The organism is Streptomyces sp. NPDC056361, assembly GCF_042262805.1.
Taxonomy (GTDB): Bacteria; Actinomycetota; Actinomycetes; order Streptomycetales; family Streptomycetaceae; genus Streptomyces.
Genome location: NZ_JBHJQI010000247.1, coordinates 1 through 6,383 on the forward strand (window position 1 = coordinate 1; position 6,383 = coordinate 6,383).

At 73.1% G+C, this 6,383-nt stretch carries 6 protein-coding genes; 3 read left to right on the forward strand and 3 right to left on the reverse strand.

Annotation, left to right across the window (positions count from 1 at the left end):
- Nucleotides 1-68: 68 nt before the first annotated feature.
- From ACFCY7_RS39165 to ACFCY7_RS39175, 3 genes are all read right to left on the reverse strand, one after another.
- Entirely contained in the window at nucleotides 69-629 is a 561-nt protein-coding gene (locus ACFCY7_RS39165) for a hypothetical protein (RefSeq protein ID WP_376490858.1), read from the reverse strand.
- 167 nt (nucleotides 630-796) lie between these two features.
- Nucleotides 797-1,561, reverse strand: coding sequence for a hypothetical protein (locus ACFCY7_RS39170; protein ID WP_376490859.1), 765 nt, complete (start codon nucleotides 1,559-1,561; stop codon nucleotides 797-799).
- Between the two features lie 118 nt (nucleotides 1,562-1,679).
- Nucleotides 1,680-1,811, reverse strand: coding sequence for a hypothetical protein (locus ACFCY7_RS39175; RefSeq protein WP_376490860.1), 132 nt, complete (start codon nucleotides 1,809-1,811; stop codon nucleotides 1,680-1,682).
- Between the two features lie 4 nt (nucleotides 1,812-1,815).
- On the opposite strand from ACFCY7_RS39175, the gene ACFCY7_RS39180 reads away from it, so the two are divergent.
- The 3 genes from ACFCY7_RS39180 (at nucleotide 1,816) to ACFCY7_RS39190 (ending at nucleotide 6,063) form a co-directional block, all read left to right on the forward strand.
- Complete coding sequence (locus ACFCY7_RS39180) at nucleotides 1,816-2,151, forward strand: hypothetical protein (protein ID WP_376490861.1); 336 nt, start codon at nucleotides 1,816-1,818, stop codon at nucleotides 2,149-2,151.
- Between the two features lie 937 nt (nucleotides 2,152-3,088).
- Nucleotides 3,089-3,901, forward strand: coding sequence for an SAM-dependent methyltransferase (locus ACFCY7_RS39185; protein ID WP_376490862.1), 813 nt, complete (start codon nucleotides 3,089-3,091; stop codon nucleotides 3,899-3,901).
- On the forward strand, nucleotides 3,898-6,063 hold the full coding sequence (locus ACFCY7_RS39190; protein ID WP_376490863.1) for a putative bifunctional diguanylate cyclase/phosphodiesterase: 2,166 nt from the start codon (nucleotides 3,898-3,900) through the stop codon (nucleotides 6,061-6,063). The genes ACFCY7_RS39185 and ACFCY7_RS39190 overlap by 4 nt, the downstream gene beginning before the upstream one ends.
- Nucleotides 6,064-6,383: the final 320 nt, after the last annotated feature.

A 6,383-nucleotide genomic window follows, 5' to 3' on the forward strand; every position in this document is an offset into this window, starting at 1 on the left:
GGGACCCGGGGGCGGCGGGCGTCCGGGGCCGCCGCACACCACCGCTCCGGTCCGGCCGCGGTGCCCGCTCAGTGGCGTCGGGCGGAGTGGGAGCGGCGCCGCACCACGAACACGAGCCCGGTGGCCGCGGCCACGACCAGCGCGCCGCCGACCGCCAGCTCGAAGGGTTCGACGCCGTCCTCCATCGAGCCGCCGAGACCGCCCTGTACCCCGCGCGGGGGGGTGAGGATCGTGGCGCTGATGGTCGGGCTCGCGGTGGGGGTCCCGCTGATCGTCAGATCGACGGTGTCCTGGATTCCGCCGGTGCAGTTGAACGACACCGTGTACACGGCGCCGCGCTTGGCGTCGATGTCCACGATGGCGGTGGCCGCCGAGCCCGGGGCGATGACGACCGTGTCGAAGATGCCGGCCGAGGCCGTCGCCGTACTGGCGCAGCCGGGCGCGCTCAGCGTCACCCGGCCGCCCGGGGCGACGAGCGAGGGCGACACGACGAAATCGCCCGTGGCCCTGGCCTTCGGCGCCCGCGGGCCGTTTGCGGGGGCGCCGTCCGCCGCGAAGGCGGTGGGGGTGGCCAGGGCGAGGGCGGCCGCCCCCAGCAGGGCAGTGGACGCGGCACGTATCGCGCGCATGGTGAATCCTCCGGGTCCCGAGGGGCAGCCGCGGAAGGGGGTTTCCGCCGAAGACCTTGCGTACACCTCGATGTCCGACACGCTAGGAGCGCACTACCACAGCCGCGATCCCAGACGCGCGAATGGGGCACGCTTGTCCCCCGTGCGGCCTACTCCGGAGGGCCGGATCACCGTGTGAGCTGCGGGAACAGATCGGTGAACGGCGTGGCGGTCGCCGAGATGCCCCGGCCGAACGGCGCGTCGAAGTCCCAGATGAGGAAGAGCAGGAACGCGATCAGCACGCTGAAGAGCCCGGCGAGCAGCAACTCGCGCCCGGTCCTGCGGATCTGGAGCGTGAAGATCAGGCCGACGGTGACCAGGGCGCCGATGATGAGGCCGAACCACACCACCCCCGGCATGGTGGCCCCCGCGCTCTGCCCGCGGGCCCCCCGGGCGTCGTCGGCCGCAGCCACCTGGTCGACCAGCGGCTGGTAGGCCTGCCCCTCGAAGTCGTTGGCGGGCTGGTAGTCGGTGACGCTGCGCCGGACCCGCTCCAGGAGCGCGGTGCCCTCGTCGCTCAGCTCGCCGTGCTCGGACATGTGCGTCCACTCCTTGTCGACCACGTACGAGACGTACGCGTCGACGTCGGCGCGGATGCCGTCCCGGACGGCCTGCGGGTACACCTCGGCGCGGGCCGAGATCTCGTGCATCGCCTGCGCCTCCTGCCGGACGGTCTCCTGGGCGGCCCCGCGGGCCTCCCAGACGCCGGCGATGGCGAGACCGAGGACGATCGCGTAGATCACGCCGATCATCATCGTCATGTACTCGATGACGTCGGGGGTTTCGCTGGGGTCGTCGTCCTCGGGGATCCGGCGGTTGTTGATGACGACGATGGTGAGGACGACGGCGCAGGCGGCCGCCATCGCAAGGGTCAGAACAAGCCATTCGGACATGGGGATTCTCCGGCGGGACTCAGCGGGTGAACGGGACTCGGCGGGCGGTCGGGGCGGACGTGGCGGACGGGCGGCGGGACGGCGGCCCGGTGGGACGGCGCATCGGCGGCGTGGCGGGTCACTTGGACCGGGGGCGCAGGATCGCCGTCGCGAGCACGGCCGGGGCGGTGATCATCAGCGTCGCGGTGACGACGGACGTGCCTCCCTCCCGCTTGGTCTGTGTGACGGGGCGGTAGTGGGGCAGCGCCACCGGCGTGGCGGCCGGGGGCTCGGGGCGCGCGGACGGCGGAGGCGGCGGCGCGGGCGCCGGCTCGGGGGGCCTCGCCGTCGGCGGCGCGGGCTTCGGCGGCACCGGCCGGGGTGCGGGCCTGGTGGTCGGCGGCTTCGGGACGGGCCGGGGCGGGAGGGGTTCGGGGGCGGGCGGCGGGGGCGGCTCCGGCTTCGGTGTGGGCGTCGGGGACGGGGAGGGCTTCGGCGGCTCGGGCGTCGGCGTCGGGGTGGGCTTCGGCGTGGGCGTCGGCGTGGGCGTGGGCGACGGGCATGGCGGGGGCGGCTTGGGGTGGCAGGGCTTCGGGTGGTGGTGCTGGTGACCCTTGCCCTTGCCCTTGTCGTGGCCCTTGCCGCGGCCGTCGTCGCCGCCGTTGTCGTCGTGGCCGCGGCCGTTCCCCCCGCCCCCGCCCCCGCCCCGAAATTAGGGCCCGGCCCCCCGGGGGGAGGTGGGGGGGGCCGCGGGCGGCCCCCCCGTGTTGGGGTGTGGTGTGGGGGGTTCTTTTTTGTTTCCCCCCCCCGGGCCCCCGCCCGCCCCCCCCCCCGGGGGGGGGGGGGGGGCCCCCCCCCCCCCCCCCCACCGCGATGGTCGAGCCGCCCTGGTCGGTGGTGGCATAGGCGCAGGCGTCGGCGGCGGCCGGCACGGGTGAGGCGAGCAGCCACACCAGTCCCAGGGCCGCCAGCGGTCGCGCGAGGAGTGATCCGTACAGAGGCACGCCGTCGAGCTTGATCACAGGAGCGGCGCGCCGTGGCGGAAACGCAGGGGATTCGCCGGATGGAGGGGATCTCCGGTTGTGGGGACTTGACGTTTCGCCGTGTGTCGTAGACGGATTCGGCACAATGCCCGGTATCGGCGTCCCCCGCGATTCCGGACGGAGGGCCGAGAAGAGCCCTTCCGGCCTCCGGAACGAGAAGTGTCCGGTTGTCGCCCTGTCGGACCGGGCGGTCAACGGGGCATCCTGCACCGGCGACCGGGTCCCGACGGCGGCAACGACCGAGGTAAGGACGGGACCTGGGTCACCGTCGGGTGGTGAGCGGCGTCGCCGGAGCAGCCGACGCACGATCATATGCACGTGAATTTGCACAGCCTGAAGGCGTGAACTCTGCGTTCCAGGAGCACGTGCCAATGGCGTGTGACCAAGAACGGATCGCTAATTTCCGTTTCTACTCGCTCTCCCGGCGGGCGATCAGTAGCCTCACCTCGAACACCGGCCGCGAACACATGGCCGCGTCCCCCATGGCGACTTGTTGGAGACATTGATGGAGCGTCCCGCCTGGGCTCCGCCTGGTATCGACATCTCGGTGCCGAGCGTGTCCCGTATGTACGACTTCTATCTGGGCGGCTCGCACAATTTCGAAGTGGACCGGGAAGCGGCGCGCAAGGCCATGGAGTTCATGCCTGGCCTGCCCAAGATCATGCAGGCGAACCGCGCCTTCATGCGGCGCGCCGTCCGCCACGCCGTTGACAACGACGTCACCCAGTTCCTGGACATCGGCTCCGGCATACCCACCTTCGGCAACGTGCACGAGGTCGCCCGGGCCGCCGACCCCGCCGCGCGGGTCGTCTACGTCGACCACGACCCGGTCGCCGTCGCCCACAGCCGCGCCGTCCTGGAGGGTGACGAGGCCGCCGCCGTCGTCGCCGCCGACCTGCGCAAGCCCGCCGAGATCCTCTACAGCCCCGAGGTGTCCCGACTCCTCGACCTGGACCGGCCGGTGGCGCTGCTCCTCGTCGCCGTCCTCCACTTCCTGGAGGACGAGGACCGCCCGTACGAGGCCGTCGCCGAACTGCTCGAAGCCCTCGCCCCCGGCAGCCTCGTCGTCGTCACCCACGCCTCCTACGAGGGCATCCCGCTCCTCGAGGAGGAGGCGGACGGCACCGTGGGGGTCTACCGGAACATCCGCAACCCCCTGGTGATGCGCTCCAGCGGCGAGATCGCCCGCTTCTTCGAGGGCACCGAACTGGTCGAGCCCGGCCTCGTCCCGATGCCCCTCTGGCGACCGGAGAGTCCGGTCGAGGAGGAGGATCCCTACGCCTTCTCCGGCTTCGCAGGGGTGGGGCGCAAAGCGTGAAGGTCCCGTCGCAGCCGACCGGCGCACTCGCGGAGGCCGACGGCCCGGAGGACAGGCTCAGGCGCTTCGTCACCATCTGGAGCCGCGCGATCTTCCCGGTGACCGCCACCTCGCTGACCCGCGCCGAATTCGAGGGGCACCTGCTGCCGCTGGCGCGCACCCTGTGCGACGCGCTGCACGCCCGGCCCTTCGACACGGCCCCGGCCCAGCGCACCGGAGCGGCCCTGATCGAGGCGCACTGCACCGACCCGGACGCCCTCGGCCGCAGCCTCGGCGTCGTCGACTCGTACCTGGTGCTCTACTGCGGTACGGAGTCGGACCTGCCGACCGAGGAGCTCCGCGCCCGCTGCGCCCGGCTCCAGCACGCCATGGCCACCGGCTACGCGCAGGCCCTGCGCGAGCGGACCCGCGCCGAGCAGGAGGCGATCGCCCGTTCCGCGCTCGCCGCCCGCAGCGCCGCCGAGATCGCCCTGCACGCCACCGAGAGCCGCTTCCGCGCGGTCTTCGACGGGGCGGCGATCGGCATCGGCATCGCCGACCTCGACGGCAACATCCTGGAGATCAACGAGACCCTCACCCGCATGTTCGGCGGGATGGAGGGCCAGATGCGCAGCAAGAACGTCAGCGAGTGGGTCCACCCGGAGGACGGTCCGCACGTCTGGAAGCTGTACGAGGAGCTGGTCCGGGGCGAGCGCGAGCACTACCGCGTGGAGAAGCCGTACTACCGGGGCGACGGAACGGTTCTCTGGACCAACCTCACCGTCTCGCTCCTCCGCGACGCCGAAGGCCGGCCCCAGTACCAGCTCGCCCTCCTGGAGGACACCACCGAGCGGCGCCTGCTCCACCTGCGCCTGCGGTACGAGGCCACCCACGACGCGCTCACCGGCCTGCCCAACCGGACCCTGTTCTTCGAACGCCTGGAGAAGGCGCTCGTGCCCGGCGACAACGCCCGCTTCGGCCTCTGCTACCTCGACCTCGACGGCTTCAAGGTCATCAACGACAGCCTCGGCCACTCCACCGGCGACCGGCTGCTCGTCGAAGTCGCCGACCGGCTGCAGAGCTGCGTCACCGGCGCGGGCGAGATGGTGGCCCGACTCGGCGGCGACGAGTTCGTCGCCCTCACCACCGCCCCCGGCGGCCAGCGGGACGTCACCGAACTCGCCGACCGCATCCTCGCCGCGCTCGCCACGCCCCTGCGCATCGACGGCCGCGAACTGACCGTCCGCGGCAGCCTCGGCGTCGTGGAGGGACCGGCGGGGGAGCGCACCCCGGCCGAGGTGCTGCGCAGCGCCGACATCACCATGTACCGGGCCAAGTCCGCGGGCGGCAACCGCTTCGAGCTCGCCGACCCCGAGGCCGACGCCCGCGCCATCACCCGGCACGGACTCACCACGGCCCTGCCCACCGCCCTGGAGCGCGGCGAGTTCTTCATCGAGTACCAGCCGCTCGTCCACCTCGACGACGGCAGCGTGCACGGCGCCGAGGCGCTCGTCCGCTGGTGCCACCCGCAGCACGGGGTGCTCGGCCCGGACCGCTTCATCCCGCTCGCCGAGGACACCGGCCTCATCGTGCCCCTCGGCCGCTGGGTGCTCCAGGAGGCCGTGCGCCAGGCCCGCTTCTGGCAGACCCGGCACGCCGACGGCGGACCGCTGCGGATCAACGTCAACCTGTCCCCGACCCAGCTCCACCACCCGCGCCTGGTCGCCGACACCGTCGACGTCCTGGAACGGTCGGGCCTCGAACCCGGCGCGCTGTGCCTGGAGGTCACCGAGTCCGCCCTCATAGGAGCCGACGAGGACCTCCTGAAGCCGCTGCGGCAGCTCGCCGAGATGGGCGTCGACATCGCGCTCGACGACTTCGGCACCGGCTACTCGAACCTCGCCAACCTCCGTCGGCTCCCGGTGAGCGTCCTCAAGCTCGACCGCTCCTTCACCCGGGGCATGCAGCAGCACCCCGTGGACCCGGTCGACCTCAAGATCGTCGAAGGGATCGTCTCCCTGGCCCACAGCCTGGAGCTCGCCGTCACGGTCGAGGGCGTGGAGACGGGGGCCCAGGCCCGCCAGCTCCGCGACCTCGGCTGCGACACCGCCCAGGGCTGGTACTACGCCCGCCCAGGCGCCCCCGACCGCATCCACTCCCTCCTCCTGGCAGACGCGGTCTAGCCGTCCCCCCACCACGGAGGCCCCGCACCCGAGTGACCGACGCCGACGCCCGTGTGGCGGGTGAGCGGTGCCCATACCCGTGTGGCGGGCGGGCACTGCTGGCGCCCGTGTGGCCCGTGCCCGCCGTCGCCCGTCGCCCGTCGCCCGTCGCCCACCGCCCGTGTGGGCAATCGTCCCGCAGGGCGGGACGGGTGGGCACACGGGACGGCGCCCTTGGCGGCGCCTCCGCCCCTTGTGCCTGCCCGCACCCATAGCTCGGCGTGCACCCGGTGCGGGTTCAGGCCCGGAAGCCTAGGCCCGGCAAGGGGCGCCGTCCGTTG